The following is a 21,246-nucleotide window of genomic DNA, read 5'->3' as shown; positions in this document are numbered from 1 at the left end:
GGGCCGTCCTTATATTAAAATGGAGTGTGGATAAAGAGAGGACGTGACTGGAATGACAGAAGATATCAAATTAATAGCTCTTGACCTTGATGGTACGTTAGTGAATCACGCAGGAGAGGTGTCAGAAGCCAACGCTGCTGCTGTGAAAGAGGCGAAGGAGAAGGGGATCCATGTGGTCCTGAGCACGGGACGCTCCCTTTCCCGGTGCCGGCATATTTCTGAAGCGCTTGGCCGTTCGTCGTACATCGTCACCATTAATGGTGGAGAGATTTATAATCATGATTACGAACTGGTGGATCAGACGAAACTCGATCACAGCCATGTGAACCGTTTGTGGGAAATGAAACAGGAACACGGCCTTTATTTCTGGTCATCAACAGTCCAGGGGCTGTATAATACGCAGAACCCTTTTGATAATGAAATTGAAGACTACGACTGGCTCAAATTCGGTTTCGATATCGAAGATGATGAGGTCCGTCAAGTGATCCTGGATGAGCTTCAGGCTAATGATGCGTTGGAAGTGACGAATTCAAGTCCTACCAATATTGAGGTGAATCCCGTAGGCGTGAACAAGGCAGCTGCCCTGTTGAAAGTGTGCCGGTGGCTGGATCTTGATATGAAGAATGTCATGGCTGTCGGCGACAGCATGAATGATATAGCCATGATCCGGGAAGCGGGTCTTGGTGTAGCGATGGGCAATGCACAGCAGATTGTCAAAGATGAAGCCTCTTTTGTAACGAAATCAAACAGCGAGGACGGCGTAGCCGCAGCGATTAAAAAAGTTATAGAATAACGAACAAAACCAGTCCGGTAAGGGCTGGTTTTTTTGTCATTCGATGCAGAAAAACAATTTTTTGTAAGCGTTTTCTGTTAAGGGCAGGAAAAACGAGGAAGAGAGGAGAAATAGGTGCTTAGTAAAGGCGGGGAGGGTGGACATGAAAGCGGGATACATAACAGAAGAACATGAAATGCTCCGGGATTCCTTTAAAAAATTTTTAAAAAAGGAAGCTGTCCCCTATTACAAAGAATGGGAGGAAAAGGGGGAAGTGCCCCGGTCCTTTTGGAGAAAACTCGGGGAGCAGGGCTATTTGTGTCCATGGCTTAGTGAAACCTATGGCGGGATGGAGACGGATTTCGGTTACTCTGTCATCATTAATGAGGAGCTTGAAAAAGTAGGAACCGGTTTGATTGGGATCGGCCTTCACAATGACATTGTCGTTCCTTATCTGGAAGCCTATGGTACGGAAGAACAGAAGGCAAGGTGGCTTCCGAAATGTGTGACAGGAGAGGTGATCACGGCTGTTGCCATGACGGAACCGGGAGCGGGGTCGGACCTTGCTGCTATTCGTACAACAGCAGTAAAGAAAAATGATACGTATGTCATGAATGGAGAAAAGACATTTATTACGAATGCGATTCATGCGGATTTAATTGTCGTCGTCTGTAAGACAGATCCTCATGCTTCCCCGCCGCATAAAGGGATCAGCCTGTTCGTTGTCGAGCGGGGGACACACGGTTTTTCAAGGGGAAGGAAACTTGAAAAAGTCGGACTGCACAGCCAGGATACCGCGGAATTAATTTTTGAGGATGCCATCGTCCCTTCCTCCCAGCTGCTGGGAAAAGAGGGAGAGGGATTTTATTATTTGATGAATCAGCTGCAGCAGGAGCGGCTGATTGTAGGCATCGGAGCTGTTGCGGCCTGCGAACGGATGTTGGAAATAACCGTGGATTACGTCACCCAGCGTCAAGCTTTCGGAAGGTCCATCGCTTCGTTTCAAAATACTCAGTTCAAACTGGCTGAGCTTCATACAGAAATTGAAATCGGCCGCACTTTCCTGAACCGGACGATTGAAGCTCATATGCAGGGAGAAGACGTTGTAAAGGAAGTATCGATGTCCAAATGGTGGACGACAGAACTCGTGAAAAAGACAGCCCTGGAGTGCATGCAGCTCCACGGCGGCTATGGATATATGGAAGAGTATGAGATTGCCAGGAGGTTTCGTGATGCCCCTGTAACGGCTGTCTATGCAGGTTCCAATGAAATCATGAAAACCATTATTGCGAAGAAGATGGGATTGGGAGGATCAAAGCATGAATGAAGTCGTAATTGTTGAAGCGGTTCGAACGCCTGTAGGGAAAAGGAATGGCGTGCTAAGTTCTATCCGCCCGGATCTGCTACTGGCCGGCGTTTTGAATGAGGTCGTAGAAAGAGCTGGTATTCCAAAGGGAACCGTGGAGGATGTGATTGCAGGTTGTGTGTCACAGGTGGGGGAGCAGGCCGGTGACATTGCCAGAATTGCAGCCTTAACGGCCGGATTTCCTGTTGAAGTTCCAGGGGTAACCCTTGACCGTCAGTGCGGCTCCAGCCAGCAGGCCGTTCATTTCGGTGCACAGGCGATTGCATCCGGTGACATGGATGTTGTCATTGCCTGTGGTGTTGAAAGCATGTCCCGCGTCCCGATGTTTTCAAACATGAAAGGCGTTTCCTTCAACGAGATGCTGACGGAGCGCTTTGACATGATCAATCAAGGGGTATCAGCGGAAAGAATCGCCGAACAATGGAAGCTTACGAGGGAAGAGCTGGATGCTTATGCAGCAGAAAGCCATCACCGGGCTTTGGCAGCCATCCAGGCAGGGCATTTTCATAAGGAGATCATGGCTGTGGAAACAGAGGCTGGACGGGTTGAAGTGGATGAGGGACCCAGACCAGGTACATCTGTGGAAACTTTATCCACCCTGACGCCGGCTTTTCAGGAAGGCGGCTGCATTACAGCAGGGAATGCCAGCCAAATTAGTGACGGCGCGGCAGCTATCCTGTTGATGTCGAAAGATAAAGCGGAACAGTTCGGACTGACTCCAAAAGCAAAAGTCCTTGCCCGTGCAGTGGTGGGATCAGATCCAACGCTCATGTTGACGGGGCCGGTTCCAGCAACCTGGCAGGTGTTGAAAAAAGCCGGCTTGAGAATAGAGGATGTGGATGTGTTTGAGGTGAATGAAGCCTTTGCGCCCGTCCCTATGTTCTGGATGAAAGAGACCGGAGTATCTCATCAGAAATTGAATAGGAACGGTGGAGCGATCGCTTTAGGCCACCCGCTCGGGGCTACCGGAGCCAAATTGATGACCAGCTTGGTTCACGAATTAGAACGGACGGAGAAGCGTTACGGACTGCTCGCTGTGTGTGAAGGACACGGCATGGCTAATGCCACAGTGGTGGAAAGAGTGGGAGGACACTCATGAATGTCTCAGGTGTGACAGCGTTCATCACAGGCGGAGCTTCTGGCCTTGGAGAGGCCGCTGCCCGGAAGATCATCCGGCAGGGCGGCTGTGTCGTGATGGTCGATCAGAATGAAGAGAACGGAAAGGCTCTTGCCCGCGAACTTGGGAGCCGGTCGCTTTTTATCCAGACGGATGTAACATCTGAGACAGAAGTCCAACAGGCTTTAGAGAAGGGTGTGGATGTGTTTGGGGGCATTCAGGCGGTTATCAACTGTGCCGGTATTGTCACGGCTGAAAAAGTAACAGGCAGAGAGGGACCCCACTCGCTGGATTCGTTCCAAAGGGTGATCCAGGTCAATTTGACAGGCACCTTTAATGTTATCCGCCTGTCTGCTGAAGTTATGCAGAATAATGAAGCTGTTGAGGACGGGGAACGAGGCGTCATCATCAATACTTCTTCTGTCGCTGCTTTTGAAGGCCAGATTGGTCAGGCGGCCTACAGTGCCTCAAAAGCAGGCGTAGCCGGGCTGACGCTTCCAGTTTCCAGAGAGCTGGCCCGCTGGGGTATCCGTGTGATGGCCATTGCACCCGGACTTTTTGAAACGCCGATGTTTGACCGTCTTCCGGAACAAGCAAGAGAAGCTCTTGGTCAAATGACACCATTTCCGAAGCGGCTGGGAAAACCTTATGAATTTGCCAATCTGGTTGTAAGCATCATAGAAAATTCTATGTTGAATGGGGAGGTGATCCGCCTGGACGGAGCCATACGGATGCAGCCGAAATAATCCTTCCGTGTCCTGGATTTCCTGTTGAACCGGCAGAAAAGCCACTGGTAAAAACGAAAAGGAGTCGATGAAAATGGGACCAACATTAAAGAGCATGTTTGAGCAGACTGCTGCGAAGTATCCGGATAAAGAAGGCCTTGTAGATGTTCGGCTTGGAGTGCGGTGGACGTTCAAGGAGTGGGAGGATGAAGTGGACAGGACAGCCGCAGCGCTTTCTGCTTCCGGTGTGGAGAAGGGGGATAAAGTATCAACCGTCCTGTACAACACAGCAGAATTCGCCACGGTTTTGTTTGCCTGCATGAAAATCGGTGCTGTATTCAACCCGATCAACTTCCGACTTACAGAAAAAGAGATCCGCTTTATTTTGCAGGATGCCGGTCCGAAAGTTGTCCTGTTTGAAAAAGCGACGGCCCCTCAAGTGGAAAAAGTGGCTGGTGGGATGCCGGGAGTGGAGTTCTGGTCGATTGATGAAGCCTTTTCTTTTGCCTCTCATTATTACGATCGTATGGAACAAGTCCTGGAGCGCCCCCCTGTCTGTGAGGTCCAGGAGGATGACCCTTACGCAATCATGTATACATCAGGGACGACCGGTCTGCCGAAAGGAGTCATTCATACCCACAGGGATATGGTGGACCAGGCGCTCATTATAGCGGCTTCCATGCGTCTGCAGGAAGAAGACAGAGGGCTGACCGCGGCACCTATCTTCCACTGCGCGGAACTGCACTGTGCCTTTTTCCCACGAGTTATGATTGGTGCATCCAATGTTCTTCTCCATCATTTTGATGCCCCGGCAGTGATCAAGACCGTAAGAGAGGAACAGATTACAACGTTCTTCGCTGCACCGACAATGTGGAATATGCTGCTGCAGGAAGACTTCTCCCATGAGGACTTTTCAACACTGCGTCAAGGGCTGTATGGCGGCGCACCAATGGCTCCAGCGCTTACTTTAAGACTGCATGAAGTGCTCGGGGTGGAACTGGTCCAGGCGTACGGGATGACTGAAATGGGACCGGCGATTACGGCGTTGTTCGACCACGAGCAGATCGAGAAAGCCGGATCGGCGGGAAGGCCGATTTTCCATCATGACATACGGGTCGTACGGACGAATGAACACGGTCCTGCGGAGCCCAATGAAATTTGTAAGCCTCAGGAACTCGGGGAAATTATCGTGAGGGGGCCGAGTATGATGAAGGAATACTACAACAACCCGGAAGCGACGAAGGAAGCGTTGTATAAAGGCTGGTACCACACCGGGGACATCGGCTCCTTTGATGAAGACGGCTATTTGTGGGTGAGTGACCGGGTGAAGGATATGATTCTATCCGGCGGGGAGAACATCTACTCGCGGGAAGTGGAGGACTGCTTATTCGCACATCCGGGTGTCCTGGATGCCGCTGTTATCGGTGAGCCGGATCAGCTTTGGGGAGAGCGGGTCGCCGCTTATATCGTCAGAAAAGACCCCGGATTATCGGAGAAGGAGCTCGATGAATTTTGTATTTCAAGTGGGCAGCTGGCCCGCTATAAAAGGCCGAGACGCTATGAATTTGTGGACGAACTGCCGCGGAATGCCAGTGGGAAGCTTCAAAAATTCAAACTGAGGGAAACCGTGGAAAAGGTAACAGAATAGCAGAAAGAAAAGGGTGCCCCTGATCAAGGCACCCTTTTCTAATGGAAAAATCCAGCCCAGAGACCCGTGCGATCGGTTTAGGATATGATATAGGATAGGGGGGAGAGATGAAAGGGAGGAGGGATACTTATGAAGCGGCGCTTTCGTATCGGGGAAATGTCCCGGTTATTTCAGATTTCTGCTTCTACGTTAAGGTATTACGATCAAATCGGGCTGTTTCGTCCGGGGTATGTGGATCCGGAAACACAATACCGCTATTATAACTTTGAACAGTTTGTCGTATTGGATACGATCATATTTCTAAAGAAGAACGGCTTTTCCATCGATGATATCCACCACCAGCTGGCAAACCGGACAGCTGAAAATACAAAAGAGCTGCTGGAGAGCAAACAAAGGGAAATCGATAACGAAATGGTAAGGCTGAAGAAGGTTTCCGCAATGATTCAAAGCAAAATTGAGACCATTGATGAGGGGCTTGCGCTCCGCCGGTCGCCTTCTTTCGTCTATCGTTATTTTCCTGAGCGCCCGATTACGTATTTGTATAATGATCAACCGGTGGATCTTTTTGTAGCATCAGACGCCATTTTTCTTCAGGATCTGGAAGAACTCGCATCTGCTGGAGGCGGTTATGATGGATTTTTCACAGGGGATATGGGGACGATGGTCGACATGGACAGTCTTCATGGAGAAGGACCTGCGAAATATTTCGCTGTGTTCATATTTTTAGCAAAAGACAAGGAAACACCGGCGAGTCCCAGCCTTCCTGAAGGGACATATGCCTGCTACCCCCACCGGGGGCCTTATGAGACGATTAAAGACAGTTATGCCGTGATGCTGGATCACTTGAAGGAGGATGGAAGGCAGATATCAGGGACACCTCTGGAAGTGGCGGTTCTTGATGAATCGGTAACCAACGATTCATCTGCCTATGTTACTTGGATTCAAATTCCTGTAACAGAAAAGGATTGACCTTAAAGTCACTTTAAGGTTTATACTTTCTCTTGCAAACAGATGCAGGAGGTCATAAAGATGAGTGGAACACATGAGACGTTGAGAACCAAACCAGTAAGACAGGTATTCTTTCAATATTTCTTCCCGGCGTTGTTCGGGATGATGCTGATGTCGATCAACATCCTGATCGATGGCATATTCGTAGGACGCGGTGTAGGCGAAGAAGGACTGGCTGGTGTCAATCTTGCTATGCCGGTTTTCTCATTGATCTTCTCCATTTCCCTCTGGATCGGAATCGGAGGAGGGACGATTTATTCCATGCATATCGGCCGTGGAGAGCCTGACAAAGCGCGGAGTGTCTTTTCGCTTTCCACTGCGTCTTCTCTCGTTATACTGGCTGTAATCGGAACAGCCGGATACTTTTTCATTGAGCCAATCGCTTATTGGCTCGGGGCCAATGCGGATACGTTCGCTCCTACCGTGGACTATTTAACGGTTTTATTTCTGCTGGGGTGGTTGATTGCCCTTCAGCAGCTCCTCAGTATCTTCGTCCGGAACGATGGAAGTCCTACCCTCTCTATGGTGGCGCTTGGGGTAACTGCCATCGTGAACATTGGTTTGAACTATTATATGATTTTCATTTTGGAAAAAGGGGTGTTTGGAGCGGCACTGGCGACCGTGCTTGCCAGTGTGGCAGGTCTGGTTGTGCTGCTGCTTCACTTTTTCAAGGAAAATACTTATCTGCGAAAACCGGTTTTTCTATGGTCATGGAAGCTTCTTGGAGAAGTTATGACCATCGGTTTTCCGAGCTTTCTTGCAGAGGCGGGGACGCTTGTATTTGTCGCTGGATATAATATAGCGATCGGGGAGTTACTTGGAACGGAAGGCGTCGCCGCTTTTTCAGTAGTGAATTACCTGCACGGCTTTATGTTCTTATCCTTTTTCGGTATTGAATCGGCCCTCCAGCCGATGATCAGTTATTACCATGGAGCTGGGAGCAAGGCTGCCATCAAGGATTCAGTGAGGATAGGTGAACGGACAGCTGCAGGTCTCGGCATCGTGCTGCTAATCATAGGAGTTTTAGCTGCCCGTCCTCTTGTTTCCTTGTTTGGAGTGGAGTCCGAAGATGTCACGGATCTTGCGGTGAACGGCATCCGGCTGTTCTTTACCGGTTACTTGTTTTTAGGCTTCAACTTCGTTTATATGACCTATTTCCAGTCCGTAGGTCAGATCCGCCCTTCGACAACGATTATTGTTCTGCGGAGCTTTGTATTCATCCTTCCGCTTTTATGGCTGCTTCCAAATTGGTTTGGAGCTGCAGGGGTATGGCTGTCTCTGCCTCTTGCGGAAATGTTCGTCGCTGTTCTGCTTGCTGTCATAACCCGGAAACAGGTGTTAAAAGCTTGAATTATAAGTCATGAAGACACCTGAGGCTTACGGGAAGGTTGGGAAAAGGAGAATCGACCGCTGGATTTCTCCTTTTCCCAACACCTCTACATAAAAAATGGAACCTCGACATCCGCCTGTATGAAAGAAGAATGGCGTATTTTCCTATTTCCCGGGCAATATCCTACATCAATAGTCGAGCAGGGCTTGAACCTGATCCATCGGTTGGAAGGCTCTGGCTTTTTCATAGTCCTGAAAAGGATCCCCTCTTTTTTGGAGCCTTTCAAGCATGTTCTCCACCGTGAATGACCGGGGGTCCAGTCCATCCTGTACGTCCTCCCAGTGCAAAGGGGCGGCAATCGGAGCGCCGTCCTTCGCCCGTACAGAATAGGGAGCGATGATCGTCTTCCCTTCCCCATGCTGGACATAATCGATGTACAGTCTGTCTTTACGCTTTCTTTTCAATCGTTCCACAGTGAAAAGATCCGGTTTTGTCTCAACGAGGAGCCGGGCTAATGTCTTTGTGATGGCCCGCGTTTCTTCATAAGTAAGATCTCCCTCTTGGAACGGGATGTGAAGCTGCATCCCTTTGCTTCCTGATAGTTTAATGAAGCTGATCATGTCCAGCTCATCCAGCCATTTCCGGCAGAGAAGAGCGGCTGTGAGGCAGAGAGGGAAAGCCTCTTTTTCTGGAGGATCCAGATCAAGAATGATTTCATCCGGGTGAACACCGCCTGCTTTTTCAAAAGGAAGATGGAATTCTACGGCTCCCTGATTCGCCAGCCAGAGAAGACCATGAAGTTCTTCGCAGATCATATAGGGCTCTCCTTTTTCCATCCACAGTTTCAGTGTATCCGGTGCATAATCCGGCCGGTGTTTCTGGAAGAAGGATTCGTTATGAATGCCGTCAGGAAAGCGAATCACGGTCAATTTCTTTTCTTTCATGAAAGGCAGCATATAAGGAGCGATATGACGGGTGTACAGAAGATAGTCCCGCTTGGTCACACCTGGGAACAGCTCTTTTTCAAGGCTGGTCGGCTCAAAACGGCCGGGGAACAAACTTAAATCCCACGTCATCTTCCTTGATGTACATTCTTCTGGTGTGTGATCGAAACGGAAACGGTGAAACATCGGTTCCCGGAACTCTCCACTTTCTGCTCCTAAGCAGTGGATGTCAGCACAGACGCTCGGCGGGAGTGTCCACTTGTTCTTTTCTTTTTTCCCTTTCTCCTTAAAAAATTGACGAAGAGTGGCAGCTTCATCATGTGGAAGACCATGTTTGAAGCGTCCAGCTTTTCGAATCTGCCCCTCGTTATACACACCTGTATCCACATATCCATTGCCCGGGTCGAAGCGGGTGAGGAATACGGATGCTGTTTTCCACTGCTTCCACTTCAGCCAGTGCCGGGTCCTTTCTCCGAATTGATAGGTGCTGGTGCTCCGTTTGGCGATGATTCCTTCACCAAAGTGCAGGTGGGTGATGTCTTTCAGCTTATCCACATGTTGATAAACGGCCACCATTTCAATTCGTGGGTGTTCCCACTTGGCAAGGAGTTCCGTCAGCCGTTGTTTTCTTTCTTTTAACGGAATTTTTTCCTGAACGAAATCAAAAGCTGCAAATAAGGCAGGCCGCTCCGCCGCTGCTTTTCGAATGTTCGCTGTCTTTCTTAAACGTCCCCGCTTTTGGAGAAGGTCGAAATTGGCTTGAAAAGCTGTATTTAGAATGACAATTTCCCCGTCCAGGATAAAGGGACTTGTATGCGGGGGAGGGGCGGCTTCACTGATTTCAGGGAATTTATTTGTTAAATCCTTCCCGTTCCGGCTGATCAGGCGGATGCCTTCAGATGTACATTCGAGGAGTGCCCGGAAGCCATCATATTTTGGTTCATACATCCACTCCTCGCCTTCAGGGAGATCGGCGGACGGGGTGAGCAGCATCGGACGTTTCATACGTTTCCTCCTTTTTCCCTTAGGTTGTCCTTTCAGGATGGAACATATTTTCACTTTGAACGCAAAAGCTAAGAAAAAAGGAGCCATCACTATGCACACCATGTGGAAAGGAACCATCAGTTTCGGTCTGGTCAACATTCCTGTGAAACTGCATGCTGCTACAGAAAATAAGGATATTAAGCTGAGGCAGCTGCACGAAGAGTGTCATTCGCCGGTGGAATATGAAAAGCGCTGTCCTGTCTGTGACAGAGAAATCGAAAGTGAAGAAATCGTTAAGGCCTACGAGTATGCGAAAAATAAGTTTGTTGTCCTGGACAACGAGGATTTAGAGCAGCTGAAAAAGGAACAAGACGATAAAGCGGTGGAAATCCTCGATTTTGTAAAACTGGAGGAGATCGATCCGATATACTTTGAACGGAGCTATTTCATCTCTCCAAACGAAGGCGGGGCCAAGGCCTACAGCCTTCTGCGTCAGGCACTCGGGGATACCGGTAAAATCGGGATTGCCAAAATCATCATCCGCTCGAAGGAGCAGCTGGCTGTTTTAAGGGTGTATGAGAACACCTTAGTCATGGAGACCATCCACTATCCTGATGAAGTGCGGAGTGTCCAGGATGTCCCGAATGTCCCTGAAGAATCTGATTTAAGTAAAAAAGAACTGAGTACCGCTGTTACATTGATCGACCAGCTGACCACCGAATTTGATGCTGGGAAATATAAAGATGACTACCGGACAGCGTTGATGGAACTGATTGAAGCGAAGAAAAATAATGAAGAAATTACAACAGCGAAGGATAAACCGGCTCCGGATAACGTTACAAGTCTGATGGACGCCTTGGAAAAATCCCTTGAAAAGACAAAAGGACCCACGAAAAAGCGCAAGACCAAAGCAGCACGAACGAAAACAACGACGTCCGGAAAGAAGAAATCATCCTGAATACATCAAGCCCTCCCCGTCATGGGAGGGCTTTTTTTAGAGGGTTTTACAAAGATTCCCCTTTCTGCCCCTTTTCCGACTATCAATCCATCCCCTATAATAAGTAATAATCAGAATTTTTTATCTATTTCAGGGGGGATTCTTTGGAACAGCTGTTGTTGAGAGATGTGTGGAAAGCGAGGAAACGTATCGGGAGCATCGTGAAACCGACGCCGCTTGTGTATTCGGAGTATTTCTCCGACCGCTCAGGGCAGCCGGTTTACTTGAAAATGGAACAATCCCATCCTACAGGATCTTTTAAAATAAGGGGGGCGGCAAACAAGCTGCTATCTTTAACAGAAGATGAAAAAAAGCGTGGTGTGACAACATTTTCTACAGGAAATCATGGAATCGCCACCGCCTACGCAGCACGGCAGATGGGTATTCCTTGTACGGTTTGCCTATCCCGTCGTGTTCCAGAAGCGAAGCTTAGACGTCTGAAGCGTCTGGGGGCGGATATCGAACGGACGGGGGTCAGTCAGGATGAAGCTGCTGTTCGCTGCAGGGAGCTGGCATCTAAGTGTGGAATGACGATCGTCCAGCCCTTTGATGACCCCGAGGTGATTGCTGGACAGGGAACCATCGGTCTTGAATTGATGGAACAGCTTCCTGAACTGAAAGAAGTGGTGATCCCGCTGTCCGGAGGCGGCCTTTTATCCGGGATCGGATTCGTTTTGAAGAAGATGGATCCTGCTGTTTCAGTCACCGGGGTGACGATGGAACGAAGTGCCGTCATGCAGGCCAGTCTGAAAAAAGGGGCGGTCGTTAGGCTGGAAGAAGAGGATACCCTGGCCGATAGTCTGCTGGGTGGCATTGGTGAGGATAACCGTTATACATTTTCTATGACCCGGTCGTTGATGGATAAAGGTGTGCTTTTACAGGAAGACCGTATTAAAGAAGGATTATACAGTCTCCTTGATCATCATAAAATTATCGTAGAGGGTGCAGCCGCTGTTGGAGCCGGCTATCTCCTTGATCAGCCGATTTTGGAAGGGCCTGTGGTCTTGATCATTACGGGAAACAATGTAGATACAGATACGGTTCGAACGTGGATGGACAACTGAAAAAGGGGGAGTGGGGATGGGTGTACCTGTGGAAGAGGTATTGAAGCTGCCGATGTTAGAGAAAGCGAACGTGCAGACGCCTGTTTATGAGCGTGATGTGGAGTGGATCTCTGTCATAGAGACGCCTGTCGAAAATTTTGTGAGAAACAATGAATTTGTTCTCAGCACGGGAGTGGGATGCGGGGAGGATATCCCGGCCCTGGAGGCCTACGTGAAGGATGTCATCCGGTCAGATGCTTCCATTCTGGCTTTTGCCACCGGCCGTCATTTGTTTAAAATCCCTGATCGTATCATTGCTCTAGCTGAACAACATGAGCTCGTGCTTGTGGAAATCCCCTGGGAAGTACGGTTTGCGGATATTCTTCAAGGCGTGCTGCAGTTAATCAATGATGAGAAACAGAAGATTCACAGGCATGTCGAAGGGATCCGTCAGGAATTGATCAATTGCGTGCTGAATGGGAAGGGACTTCAGGAAATCACGACCATCCTCTATCAATACACAGGGCTGCCCAATGCCATCAGTGACCATTTGAAGCACATCCGGGCCAATCAGCATTTTGATTCTTCCCTGATTGAAGCGTTGAACGGGCGTAAAGAAGCGGTTGTTTCTTTAATTGAGCATCCTTTCCGTGTGGAGCACCCGCTTACACATTTTATAGAAGCTTATCAAATCGGTGAAGAATGCTGTTATCAGCTTACGATTCTATCCAACTATAAGAAACAGGGATATTTGTTGTTTCAGCCGGAAAAGGACCAAGAGGTAACAACAGAGATGATGACGATTCTTGAGCACACGCTGACCGCCTGTGCCCTTTATTTCGTGAAGGAAAATGCCATCGAAATGACAGAAATCCGTCTCAAGGATAACTTTCTTTTGGAACTGGCGAAGCAGGAGCAGCGCATGGACAAGCAGCTGTTGTCGAAAGCCAGGCTTCTCGGCTATGATCTTGAGAAACCTTACGTCTGCTTTGTCGGAGAGGTTCTGTTCCATCGGCCGGCAAGCCGTTCAGTAGGAAACGATGGACAGCTTCCCTCTTCTTCTTCTCTACAGAGCCGCAACTATTACATCCAGAAGGAGGCCGCTTATGCCGGGCACATGGTGGGACGGCAGGTGATGACGACCTTTGATGAAGAGAGAGTCATCATCTTTCTGGAGGCGGATAAAGCAGGCAGTGAGGAAGCAGCGAATCAATTTCTGGACCTTGTCGAAAGGCGTTTGTTCGAACTGCTGGCTGGTGTCACGATCCAATGGGGGATTTCGTGTCATAAAGAAGGGTATCAAGTCTTCCATCACAGCTATGAGGAAGCGCGGACAGCCCTGCAGATGGGAGAGCAGCAGAACGAGGCCGGGGGCCGGACATTCTTTAAGGAGACAAGGATGAACAGGCTTTTGATGGCCTTATCCCATAAAAAAGAAATCGAGGATATTGTTCAGGATACTCTCCAGCCCCTGATTGATTATGATCAGAAAAGGCAGGCGGAGCTTCTTCATACATTTATGGTTTATAACAAGTACAACAGCAATGTCAGCCAGACATCGAGGGCACTGAATCTGCACCGGCAGTCCCTTCTGCACCGGCTGAGGAATATTGAACAGCTGACGGGGTTGTCCTTGTTGAACGCGGATGATTTATTTTTACTGGAGCTGAGTGTGCGGCTGTGGCTCCTGAAAAAAGTAGAGAAGCCCGGGCCGCAGTGAACGGAAGTCTTTTTGCCTGGCTGCATGAGGCAGGAGATGATGACAGATTCAACCAGTTTTGTTATGATGGATGCAAGTGAATAGATTTCAAAACTACTAGGGGAGCCTGAAGAGGCTGAGAGGAAAGCATGGACGCTTTCTGACTCTTACGTACCTGATCTGGTTAATACCAGCGGAGGGAAGTAGTCACATGATCGTCATTGATCGACTTCTTCTATCAAAACCAGGTCCCCGGTGGACCTGGTTTTTTATTTTATTCCCAGGAAGGAGCTGACTGATGAATAAAACCAGAATTCTTACATTCATGGCCGTCCTTGTGGCCGTAGGTACACTAGGCTCGCAGTTTTTATGGTTTCCCGCTGGAGCAGCCAAAGCCTACCCTGTCCAGCACGCCGTCAATGTCATGGCAGCCGTAATGCTCGGTCCGATTCCAGCGGTGGCGGTCGCTTTTGTCATCGGCCTGCTGCGTTTTCTGCTGGGACTCGGGACGATTCTGGCTTTTCCCGGAGGTATGTTCGGGGCGTTTTTTGCCGGTGTATTTTATAAGGTTTATGCACGGAAACTTTCTGCAGCAGCAGGAGAAGTGCTGGGCACAGGTGTGATTGGTGCTCTGGCCGCCGTTCCCTTCGCCAGCTGGTTCATGGGAAGCTCAGCAGCGGTCTTTGCGTTTCTTCCGTCGTTTCTAGTGAGTAGTCTGTCAGGAGCGGTCATTGCTGTGTTCCTTTTATCAAGAGTGAAGGTGGAAAGCCCGCTCCCGCAGTCCTGATGAAATCCAATTGAAAAGAATGATTGATAGGAAAGGAAGTGGTTCAATGAAACCCGCATGTGTATTAACAATTGCCGGTACGGATCCAAGTGGAGGAGCCGGCATCCAGGCCGATTTGAAAACATTCCAGGAATTGAAAAGCTATGGTATGAGTGTGGTGACTTCGGTTGTCGCCCAAAATACGACAGGAGTCAAAGATGTGCATCATCTCCCTGACTCCTTCATCCGTGAGCAGCTGTTTGCGGTAAGTGATGATATGCCGGTGCACGCTGTGAAGACAGGGATGATTGCCAATAAGGAAATGATGCAGGTCATTAAAGACTGGATGCAGACCATCGATGCTCCGTATATTATGGACCCTGTCATGATTGCTCAAAGTGGAGATCCGCTTGTAGAGCAGGAAGAACAGATCTATTTAAAAAGGCATCTTGTACCAGAATCGACGCTTGTCACCCCCAATATTCCGGAAACAGAAACCCTTCTCAATCGAAGGATCCATCATGAAGAGGATATGAAGGAAGCAGCTGTGGAAATTGTAGAACAGCTGGGAGCCGGTGCTGCGCTTGTAAAAGGCGGCCATTTAAAAGGGAAAGCGGTCGACTTTCTATATGACGGATATGAGCTGCACACCTTCGAAGAAGAACGGATTGATTCAGTGAATACCCATGGCACAGGCTGCACGTACTCGGCTGCTATAGCCGCTTATATGAGCCAGGGATATCCGCTCGCGCAGGCGGTAGAAAAGGGCAAGCATTTTGTGACAGAGGCTATTCGCCATTCTTTCGATCTTGGTAAAGGGGACGGTCCGACCAATCATTTCGCTGTACGCAGGGAGGTTTTTCATCCATGACACAAACATTGATCCAGAAGCTGCGGAGTGAACGCCCTTTGATCCATAACATTACCAATGCAGTCGTCATGAATTATACAGCCAACGGCCTGCTTGCTCTCGGCGCTTCGCCGATTATGTCGAATGCCGTTCAGGAAGCCGGGGATGTCGCTCGTTTGGCAGACGGCCTTCTGTTGAATATCGGCACATTGAACGAGCAGCAGGTGGAAGCGATGCTGGAGGCGGGAAAAGCGGCGAATGAAGCCGGCGTCCCTGTCGTTCTGGATCCTGTAGGAGTCGCTGCCACCTCCTACAGGGAAGAGGCCTGTAGGAAAATATTGTCGACGGTTCATGTCGATGTGATCAAAGGCAATGCGGGAGAACTGGCTTTCCTTGCTGGAGAGAAAGTCGAAACAAAAGGGGTGGACTCTGGAGAAGCCTCCAATACCGATGAGATTGCTCTCAAAGTTTCTGAACTTTATCAGACGATGGCTGTCTGCACAGGCAAAACCGATGTGATCGGGTATGAAGGAGAAGTCTTCAAAAACGATACAGGACACCAATGGCTTTCAAAAGTCACAGGATCCGGATGTCTGCTTGGTGCCGTTCTCACTGCGTTTCTTGCCATAGAAGGAGACCGCGCAGGAAACGTCCGGGCCGGTCTCTATCATTTTGGTAAAGCAGCAGAACAGGCCGCTTCTCACCCTCATGTGTCAGGACCCGGGACATTTGTTCCTGCGTTTATCGATGCTCTGGGAGCAGAAGAGGAGGCGGACCGGTGAATTTGGAACAGCAGCTCAGAAAATATTTGATCATGGGCAGTCAGGACTGTGACAGGGACCCTTTATCCATCCTGGACGAAGCGATTGAAGGGGGCGTTACGGCTTTCCAATTCCGGGAAAAAGGGGAAGGGGCGCTGCAGGGGGATGAAAAATATCAGCTGGCGGCTGCATTGCAGCAGCGCTGTAAATCCGCCGGTATTTTATTCATCGTAAATGATGATGTGGACCTTTTCCGCCGATTGAACGCGGAAGGCATCCATGTCGGTCAGTCGGATGAACACGTCAAGGGGATCCGGGAGGCACATCCTGATGCGGTGATCGGTCTGTCCGTCTCCGACCTGGATGAATGGGAAAACAGCCCCGTTGATCTCGTCGATTACCTTGGAGCAGGGCCGGTCTATCCTACAACGAGTAAAAAGGATGCCAACCCGGTTTCCGGTACGGAATGGATCAAAGAATTAAAAGATAGACAGCCGGACATGCCTGTGGTCGGCATCGGCGGCATCACCACGGAAAATGCACACAGAGTGATGGAAGCCGGCGCATCCGGCACAGCTGTCATATCCGCCATTACGAAAGCGGAGGATATCCGGAAGGCTGTTGGAGAGTTATAAACGCTGAAAAGGACCGGAACGACGCAATGACGAGCGTCGTTCCGGTCCTTTTTATAGAATCAAACGTTTGTAAATGAATTACGGTACATCATGGCCCATGGAGCTCTGTAGAATTTCAAACCACTGATCATGAGTAAGGGTGTAATCCAGGCTTCTAACGGCACCGGCGATCCGGTTCTTTTTACCGGATCCGACGATCGGCATAATCCGGGACGGATGGTTCAAAAGCCAGGCATACATGACTTCATCTATGCCCTCGGCACCGATTTCCTCCTGGATCTTCGCCAGTGTGTCTCGCAGCCGCACGGCTTTATCATCGTTGGATGTAAAGACTTCTCCGCCGGCCAGAGGGGACCAGGCCATGGGCGCGACGCGTTTCTGCTGACAAAGGTTTAACGTACCGTCTTCAAAGTTTTCCAGTTGGTAGGCGGAAAGTTCCAGCTGGTTGGTTACAAGAGAAAACGGCAGATAGGATTCAAGCATCTGCCATTGATGATCCTTGAAATTGGACACACCAAAGGTACGTACTTTTCCTTCTTTCTGCAGCTGAATAAAGGCCTCAGCTGTGGATGCAGGGTCCATGAACGGGTCGGGACGATGGATCAGCAAAGTGTCTACATACTCTGTCTGAAGATCGGTAAGCGACTGTTCCACCGACTTGATGATATGTTCTTTCGTCGTATTGTAGTGATGAGACATATGCTCCGGGCGGTTTTCTGAAGGAAGTACGATGCCGCACTTCGTTACAATCTCCATCTGATCCCTGAGAGATGGCTTCAGACTGAGTGCCTCTCCGAAAAGCTTCTCACAAGTATAGCTTCCGTAAATATCAGCATGGTCAAATGTCGTTATGCCTTGATCGATATTGTGTTCAATCAAGTCCAGTGTCTCTTCCTTCGATTGGTTCCAGTCGGCTAAACGCCATAATCCGTGTACAATGCGTGAATAAGAGAGGTCTTCTGCTATTTGTATGCGTTCCATTCTATCCCAACTTTCTTTAAGAATACTTTCATCATACCTTTCTTTTCAAAGTGTCACCAGGTTGAAGGATTGGAATATCAAGGTTTACGGTGTCCGGATATTTGATGCCGGCTCCGGTATTCAATACGACGACGTGCTCTTCTTCCTTGATCCAGTTCTTCTGACGCAGCTGCCGGGCAGCAGCAAAAGCAGCCGCACCTTCCGGGCAGACGAATGTTCCCTCCATTTCCGCCGCCCGCTGCTGTTCTTCCAGAATCGATGATTCAGATACAGCAGCCGCACAGCCATTGGACTCATAGATCGCCTCCAACACAAGGAAATCACCGATGGCTTTCGGAACGTTGATTCCAAACGCTATCGTATCTGCATCCTCCCAGAAATCGGACTCTGTCCGTCCCTCTTCCCAGGCCTTCACAATGGGGGCACAGCCCTCTGACTGGACAGCAGCAAGTCGCGGCATCCGCCCGTCTTCTACCCATCCCAGTCGCTGGAGCTCCCGAATCGCTTTATAAATACCGATTAAACCGACGCCGCCTCCGGTCGGATACAAAATGACATCCGGCAGCTTCCATTCGGTCTGTTCTGCGATTTCAAGCCCCATTGTTTTCTTTCCTTCGATTCTATAAGGCTCTTTCAATGTGGAAACATCATAGATGTCCGGGTCCTGAGCGGCCCGTGAAATGATTTGGCCGGCATCGCTGATCAAGCCATTGACAAGGAAAAGGCGTGCTCCCGAAACCGCGCACTCATTCCGTGTGATTTTCGGGGCACCGACCGGCATAACAATGGTGGGGGTGATGGACGCTCTGGCGGCATAGAGGGACCAAGCCGCTCCTGCATTGCCATTTGTCGGCATAGCCAGTTCCTTCACGCCAAGTTCGCGGGCTTTGGATACCCCGACAGCTGCTCCGCGGGCTTTGAAAGAGCCCGTCGGAATGACGCCTTCATCCTTCATATCCAGATGGGGGATGTTCATGTCTTTTCCAAGAGCGGGCAGAGAAAGGAGCGGTGTCATCCCCTCTCCCAGGGAGACCCGGGAAGAAGGGTTCTGTAGTGGAAGAAGTTCATGATAGCGCCAGAGATCGGGATTGCGGTCCCTGAGGCTTTCTTTTGACCAAGATGTAGACAGCGCTTCCAAATCATAGTTTACAAGCAGTGGTGAGCCGCAAGTACATAAGTGGTGAGGTTCTGAGGTGTTGTAGGTTTTCGAGCATTTCGGGCAGTAAAGGTGAGAGATGTAACTGTACGTCATGGATCATCCTCCTACAAGCATTTATAAAGAGCATAACACCAAAGGGGACATCTGTGTCCATTATGTAGCAAGGACAGCCTTGAAAATTCATACAATTTTTACATTACATAAAAAATTTCTGTTGAATACAATGGACGTAATGAAGATTTGAAATTCTGACTACTTGGATGGAGGGGATGGAATGGTTCTTCCGTTTGACATTTTGGAGTACCAGAAGCGTCTGCAGGCCGTCAAAGGAAATATGGCGGACAGAGGGATCGATGTGCTGCTGATAACGGATCCTGCCAATATGAATTATCTCTCCGGTTATGATGCGTGGTCCTTTTATGTCCATCAAATGCTCGTAATTTTGATTGATGAACCTCAGCCACTCTGGATTGGCCGATACCAGGATGCCGGCGGTGCCAAAGTGACGACATGGATCTACGATGAAAATGTCATCGCCTATCCGGATTACTATGTCCATTCAGCCGTGTACCATCCGATGGATTTTGCAGCGGAAATCATCCGGCAGATCGGTCAGGGGAAACGACGCATCGGTGTGGAAATGGATCACTACTACTTCACGGGTATGGCTCTGGAACGGCTGAAGCAGGGACTTCCGGACGCTTCTTTTGCGGATGGTTCGCTTTTGGTCAACCAAGTGAGGATGGTCAAGTCAGACCAGGAAATTGAATACATGAGGCGGGCAGCCCGGATTGCGGATCTTGCCATGACTCAAGGGGTGGAAAGCGTCCGGCCCGGTGTCAGAGAATGTGATACGGCAGCGGAGATTTACTACCATCTCGTAAAAGGGACGCCGGAATACGGCGGGGATTATCCATCCATCGTGCCGCTTCTGCCGACCGGAGACCATACATCGATTCCTCATTTAACGTGGACGGACCGGCCGTTTGTAGAAGGAAGCGCCGTTATTATAGAACTGGCAGGGTGTTATAAGCGGTACCATGTTCCACTTGCAAGAACCGTAGCCATCGGACAGCCGAATGAGAAGATGAAGCAGGTCGCTCCCGTGGTTCTCGAAGGTATTCAGACGGTGCTTGATTTTGCGAAGCCTGGAGTCACCTGTGGAGAGCTTGAAGAAGTATGGCGGCACACGATCAAAAAATACGGATATGAAAAAGAAGCCCGTCTCGGGTATTCTGTCGGCATGAATTACCCTCCGGACTGGGGCGAGCATACAGCCAGTATTAGAAAAGGGGACCCGACTGTCCTTCAGCCTAATATGACCTTCCACCTCATCCCGGCACTCTGGTTTGATACAGATGGGATAGAAATATCGGAAACGTTCCGGGTGACGGACTCAGGCAGTGAACGCTTCACCACATATCCTCAGGAATTAGTCATTCGTGACCATTTGGATTTGAGCGGACAAATCAGCTGAAAGGAAGTGGCCGTGATTCAATTGTATACCAGGGAGGAGATCGAGCGCCTCATACGTCTCGATCCCCCATTACTCAAAGTCATCGAACAAGCCTTTACGGCATTGGTCACGAAAAAGGTGACGATGCCGCCGATTATGCGTATAGACGTGCCGGAGCATAACGGGGAAGTGGACATCAAGTCCGCCTATATTGAGGGCGAAGACAGTTTTGCTGTTAAATTATCCACCGGCTTCTTTAACAATCCTTCCGCAGGCCTTCCGACATCCGGAGGCATGATGATTCTGCTTGACAGCCGTACCGGACAGCCGCTTGCCGTGCTGGCAGATGAGGGTCTATTGACAGATCTGCGTACCGCCGCCGCGGGGGCCGTGGCAGCGGCGTTCTGCAGCAGAAAAGACGCACACCGGGCCGGTATCATCGGGACAGGTGCCCAGGCAAGACTCCAATTGAAAGCTTTGACGCTCGTCCGTCCTATCGATCACGTATATGTGTATGGACGAAGAGTGGAACAGGCGGAAGCGTATAAAAAAGAGGTGGAAAACGAACTGGGCCTGCCGGTAACGATCTGCTCAAGCGTGAAGCAGGTCGTCGATGAAAGCGACATCGTTGTAACGACCACCCCGTCCCGTGAGCCGCTGATTTATGCAGCATGGTTAAAACCCGGCCTTCACATCACAGCAATGGGATCGGATGCGGAACATAAGCAGGAGCTTGACCACGGGGTGTTGGAACAAGCGGACAGCATCACCTGTGATGTCATCCATCAGTCCAGACGTCTCGGGGAACTGAGAGGGGTACCGGATCTGGAAAAACAGGCTCTGGAACTCGGGGAGCTCACCAGCGGCCGTAAACAGGCCCGAACATCCGATGAGGATATTACGGTCTGTGATTTAACAGGAACAGGGGTGCAGGACACAGCCATCGCAAGGTTTGCGTGGAAAGCTTTGAAAAATAAAGGAGATGATCTTCGTGAAAGAAGCTAA

19 protein-coding genes and 1 riboswitch are annotated in these 21,246 nt (G+C 49.7%); of the genes, 16 read left to right on the top strand and 3 right to left on the bottom strand.

Going from position 1 to position 21,246, the window contains the following annotated elements; translation table 11 throughout:
- Positions 1-52: 52 nt before the first annotated feature.
- The 7 genes from ACXAGL_RS06045 to ACXAGL_RS06015 all read left to right on the top strand — a co-directional run bounded on the left by ACXAGL_RS06045 (position 53) and on the right by ACXAGL_RS06015 (position 7,986).
- Positions 53-793, top strand: a complete 741-nt coding sequence (locus ACXAGL_RS06045; protein WP_474969946.1) for a Cof-type HAD-IIB family hydrolase — start codon at positions 53-55, stop codon at positions 791-793.
- 142 nt (positions 794-935) lie between these two features.
- On the top strand, positions 936-2,099 hold the full coding sequence (locus ACXAGL_RS06040) for an acyl-CoA dehydrogenase family protein (protein ID WP_474990367.1): 1,164 nt from the start codon (positions 936-938) through the stop codon (positions 2,097-2,099).
- The gene (locus tag ACXAGL_RS06035) at positions 2,092-3,237 is read left to right on the top strand and encodes a thiolase family protein (protein WP_474990365.1); all 1,146 of its coding nucleotides are present in this window, start codon (positions 2,092-2,094) and stop codon (positions 3,235-3,237) included. Before ACXAGL_RS06040 ends, ACXAGL_RS06035 begins: the two co-directional genes overlap by 8 nt.
- The gene (locus tag ACXAGL_RS06030) at positions 3,234-4,001 is read left to right on the top strand and encodes a 3-hydroxyacyl-CoA dehydrogenase (protein WP_474969943.1); all 768 of its coding nucleotides are present in this window, start codon (positions 3,234-3,236) and stop codon (positions 3,999-4,001) included. The genes ACXAGL_RS06035 and ACXAGL_RS06030 overlap by 4 nt, the downstream gene beginning before the upstream one ends.
- A gap of 73 nt (positions 4,002-4,074) precedes the next feature.
- Positions 4,075-5,628: a fatty acid--CoA ligase gene (locus ACXAGL_RS06025; RefSeq protein ID WP_474969942.1), complete on the top strand. Its 1,554-nt coding sequence runs from the start codon at positions 4,075-4,077 to the stop codon at positions 5,626-5,628.
- Between the two features lie 129 nt (positions 5,629-5,757).
- Entirely contained in the window at positions 5,758-6,597 is an 840-nt protein-coding gene (locus ACXAGL_RS06020; RefSeq protein ID WP_474990363.1) for a MerR family transcriptional regulator, read from the top strand.
- A gap of 60 nt (positions 6,598-6,657) precedes the next feature.
- On the top strand, positions 6,658-7,986 hold the full coding sequence (locus tag ACXAGL_RS06015; RefSeq protein WP_474990361.1) for an MATE family efflux transporter: 1,329 nt from the start codon (positions 6,658-6,660) through the stop codon (positions 7,984-7,986).
- A 168-nt stretch (positions 7,987-8,154) separates the two neighbouring features.
- Here ACXAGL_RS06015 and ligD read toward each other — a convergent pair whose 3' ends face one another.
- On the bottom strand, positions 8,155-9,915 hold the full coding sequence (ligD, locus tag ACXAGL_RS06010) for a DNA ligase D (RefSeq protein ID WP_474990359.1): 1,761 nt from the start codon (positions 9,913-9,915) through the stop codon (positions 8,155-8,157).
- A 91-nt stretch (positions 9,916-10,006) separates the two neighbouring features.
- On the opposite strand from ligD, the gene ku reads away from it, so the two are divergent.
- The 7 genes from ku (at position 10,007) to thiE (ending at position 16,645) form a co-directional block, all read left to right on the top strand.
- Complete coding sequence (gene ku / locus ACXAGL_RS06005; RefSeq protein WP_474990357.1) at positions 10,007-10,852, top strand: non-homologous end joining protein Ku; 846 nt, start codon at positions 10,007-10,009, stop codon at positions 10,850-10,852.
- Between the two features lie 143 nt (positions 10,853-10,995).
- The gene (locus tag ACXAGL_RS06000) at positions 10,996-11,955 is read left to right on the top strand and encodes a pyridoxal-phosphate dependent enzyme (protein ID WP_474990355.1); all 960 of its coding nucleotides are present in this window, start codon (positions 10,996-10,998) and stop codon (positions 11,953-11,955) included.
- 16 nt (positions 11,956-11,971) lie between these two features.
- On the top strand, positions 11,972-13,654 hold the full coding sequence (locus tag ACXAGL_RS05995; protein ID WP_474969936.1) for a PucR family transcriptional regulator: 1,683 nt from the start codon (positions 11,972-11,974) through the stop codon (positions 13,652-13,654).
- A gap of 88 nt (positions 13,655-13,742) precedes the next feature.
- A riboswitch (TPP riboswitch) is annotated at positions 13,743-13,852 on the top strand.
- 79 nt (positions 13,853-13,931) lie between these two features.
- Complete coding sequence (gene thiW / locus ACXAGL_RS05990; RefSeq protein WP_474969935.1) at positions 13,932-14,420, top strand: energy coupling factor transporter S component ThiW; 489 nt, start codon at positions 13,932-13,934, stop codon at positions 14,418-14,420.
- Between the two features lie 46 nt (positions 14,421-14,466).
- On the top strand, positions 14,467-15,270 hold the full coding sequence (gene thiD / locus ACXAGL_RS05985; RefSeq protein WP_474990353.1) for a bifunctional hydroxymethylpyrimidine kinase/phosphomethylpyrimidine kinase: 804 nt from the start codon (positions 14,467-14,469) through the stop codon (positions 15,268-15,270).
- The gene (thiM, locus tag ACXAGL_RS05980; protein WP_474970766.1) at positions 15,267-16,031 is read left to right on the top strand and encodes a hydroxyethylthiazole kinase; all 765 of its coding nucleotides are present in this window, start codon (positions 15,267-15,269) and stop codon (positions 16,029-16,031) included. The genes thiD and thiM overlap by 4 nt, the downstream gene beginning before the upstream one ends.
- Positions 16,028-16,645, top strand: coding sequence for a thiamine phosphate synthase (gene thiE, locus ACXAGL_RS05975; RefSeq protein ID WP_474990351.1), 618 nt, complete (start codon positions 16,028-16,030; stop codon positions 16,643-16,645). The genes thiM and thiE overlap by 4 nt, the downstream gene beginning before the upstream one ends.
- Before the next feature lie 78 nt (positions 16,646-16,723).
- On the opposite strand, the gene ACXAGL_RS05970 is transcribed toward thiE, so the two are convergent.
- Both ACXAGL_RS05970 and ACXAGL_RS05965 read right to left on the bottom strand, forming a co-directional pair.
- Positions 16,724-17,626, bottom strand: coding sequence for an aldo/keto reductase (locus ACXAGL_RS05970; RefSeq protein WP_474990349.1), 903 nt, complete (start codon positions 17,624-17,626; stop codon positions 16,724-16,726).
- Positions 17,627-17,657: 31 nt separating this feature from the next.
- Complete coding sequence (locus ACXAGL_RS05965; protein ID WP_474990347.1) at positions 17,658-18,878, bottom strand: threonine synthase; 1,221 nt, start codon at positions 18,876-18,878, stop codon at positions 17,658-17,660.
- Between the two features lie 181 nt (positions 18,879-19,059).
- Here ACXAGL_RS05965 and ACXAGL_RS05960 point away from each other — a divergent pair, with 181 nt between their 5' ends.
- Together ACXAGL_RS05960 and ACXAGL_RS05955 are read left to right on the top strand one after the other, a co-directional pair.
- Positions 19,060-20,262, top strand: a complete 1,203-nt coding sequence (locus ACXAGL_RS05960; RefSeq protein WP_474969929.1) for a M24 family metallopeptidase — start codon at positions 19,060-19,062, stop codon at positions 20,260-20,262.
- A gap of 12 nt (positions 20,263-20,274) precedes the next feature.
- The gene (locus ACXAGL_RS05955; RefSeq protein WP_474990345.1) at positions 20,275-21,246 is read left to right on the top strand and encodes a cyclodeaminase; all 972 of its coding nucleotides are present in this window, start codon (positions 20,275-20,277) and stop codon (positions 21,244-21,246) included.

This window comes from Halobacillus sp. ABA4_118 (assembly GCF_056160205.1).
This window is presented reverse-complemented; position numbering and strand designations above follow the sequence as displayed.

Coding starts and splice junctions, on each gene's coding strand:
- ACXAGL_RS06045 (WP_474969946.1), top strand. CDS start 53: ATGACAGAAGATATCAAATTAATAGCTCTTGACCTTGATGGTACGTTA.
- ACXAGL_RS06040 (WP_474990367.1), top strand. CDS start 936: ATGAAAGCGGGATACATAACAGAAGAACATGAAATGCTCCGGGATTCC.
- ACXAGL_RS06035 (WP_474990365.1), top strand. CDS start 2,092: ATGAATGAAGTCGTAATTGTTGAAGCGGTTCGAACGCCTGTAGGGAAA.
- ACXAGL_RS06030 (WP_474969943.1), top strand. CDS start 3,234: ATGAATGTCTCAGGTGTGACAGCGTTCATCACAGGCGGAGCTTCTGGC.
- ACXAGL_RS06025 (WP_474969942.1), top strand. CDS start 4,075: ATGGGACCAACATTAAAGAGCATGTTTGAGCAGACTGCTGCGAAGTAT.
- ACXAGL_RS06020 (WP_474990363.1), top strand. CDS start 5,758: ATGAAGCGGCGCTTTCGTATCGGGGAAATGTCCCGGTTATTTCAGATT.
- ACXAGL_RS06015 (WP_474990361.1), top strand. CDS start 6,658: ATGAGTGGAACACATGAGACGTTGAGAACCAAACCAGTAAGACAGGTA.
- ligD (WP_474990359.1), bottom strand. CDS start 9,915: ATGAAACGTCCGATGCTGCTCACCCCGTCCGCCGATCTCCCTGAAGGC.
- ku (WP_474990357.1), top strand. CDS start 10,007: ATGCACACCATGTGGAAAGGAACCATCAGTTTCGGTCTGGTCAACATT.
- ACXAGL_RS05995 (WP_474969936.1), top strand. CDS start 11,972: ATGGGTGTACCTGTGGAAGAGGTATTGAAGCTGCCGATGTTAGAGAAA.
- thiW (WP_474969935.1), top strand. CDS start 13,932: ATGAATAAAACCAGAATTCTTACATTCATGGCCGTCCTTGTGGCCGTA.
- thiD (WP_474990353.1), top strand. CDS start 14,467: ATGAAACCCGCATGTGTATTAACAATTGCCGGTACGGATCCAAGTGGA.
- thiM (WP_474970766.1), top strand. CDS start 15,267: ATGACACAAACATTGATCCAGAAGCTGCGGAGTGAACGCCCTTTGATC.
- ACXAGL_RS05970 (WP_474990349.1), bottom strand. CDS start 17,626: ATGGAACGCATACAAATAGCAGAAGACCTCTCTTATTCACGCATTGTA.
- ACXAGL_RS05965 (WP_474990347.1), bottom strand. CDS start 18,878: ATGACGTACAGTTACATCTCTCACCTTTACTGCCCGAAATGCTCGAAA.
- ACXAGL_RS05960 (WP_474969929.1), top strand. CDS start 19,060: ATGGTTCTTCCGTTTGACATTTTGGAGTACCAGAAGCGTCTGCAGGCC.